General features: G+C 30.6%; 2 protein-coding genes. One reads left to right on the top strand and one right to left on the bottom strand.

Annotated elements, in window-relative coordinates; all coding sequences use genetic code 11:
- The coding region (locus tag FUA24_RS07875; protein WP_148541202.1) for a hypothetical protein at positions 1-730 on the bottom strand (730 nt) is incomplete at its 3' end.
- A 118-nt stretch (positions 731-848) separates the two neighbouring features.
- On the opposite strand from FUA24_RS07875, the gene FUA24_RS07870 reads away from it, so the two are divergent.
- Positions 849-1,191: ATP-binding cassette domain-containing protein (locus tag FUA24_RS07870; protein ID WP_148541200.1), on the top strand; the 343-nt coding region annotated here is incomplete at its 3' end.

Raw genomic sequence — 1,191 nt, 5'->3', positions numbered from 1 at the left:
TGTAAATATTAAATTTACCTTCGTATGATTGCTGATCAAAATCTATGGCTCTAATTTTATACACTACATGATCAAAATCATGGGTTGGTGTAATTACGTAATTATATGAGCGCATATCACCTAACAACCTAATCATACATCGCTCATTAAATTTAACAAACTCTTTTGCTATTTGTGCTTTTTCAGATTTGCTACAATTAGGCAATATGGTTTTTATAAAAACATCACCAGGTATGCCAGAAATATGCTCTTCAATTAAGGTATTTTTATACACCAAAAAGTTTAAGTTTGATGGTGATAGCATATGCTCTAACTCTAAACCGTAAACTCTGGATGCATCGGCTTTTTTAACGTAGAAGTAGGTAAAATTATCATTTAAAACATTTCGTATTTTTATTCTGAAGGGTTTTGAATTTCCGAAGGTGCAAAAATCTATAGCATCAACTTTTAAAAATGGGTGTGCATCTTCATTACCATCAGAATGTAAAATAGCATATACCTTTTTTAAAGACATTTCAATTTCTTCCCTTTCATAATCGTTATAATACACACGTACCCAAAGCGTATCATTATCATCTTTGTCATACACAACAATAGAACCTTGAAAACGCAATAAATCATCATAAAAAATGGGTATTTCACTATTTCTATTATACTCAGCAAGGTAATTACTAAGTTTTTCGCTTATGGTGTAAGACGGTTTCTTTTTTGATATTTTTAAATCCTCCATACGTGTAAAGTTACTAATTTTAAAGGTTTTTTAGTATGTATGTAACAAAATATAAACAGGCTCGTCTTACCCATATAACTAACCATTGCTAAGTTACTAGCAAAAAAGTTTTACTATTTTGGAATCTATTCTTACTATTAACAATCTTACCAAAAAATTTGGCCAATTAACCGCTGTAAACAACCTTTCATTTACTATAAAAAAAGGTAACGTTTATGGTATTTTAGGACCAAACGGAAGCGGAAAATCTACCACTCTAGGCATTGTTTTAAATGTGGTAAATAAAACATCGGGCAATTTCCATTGGTTTGATGGTAACACAACAACACATAATGCTTTAAAAAAGGTTGGTGCTATTATTGAGCGCCCTAACTTTTACCCGTACATGTCTGGGTATGAAAACTTAAAACTAGTATGCAAAATTAAAGGTGTTAATTATAGTAAAATTGACGAAAAACTTG

Source organism: Seonamhaeicola marinus (genome assembly GCF_008085455.1).
Note: the sequence above shows the minus strand (reverse complement) of the source record. Positions and strands in the feature narration are given on the sequence as shown.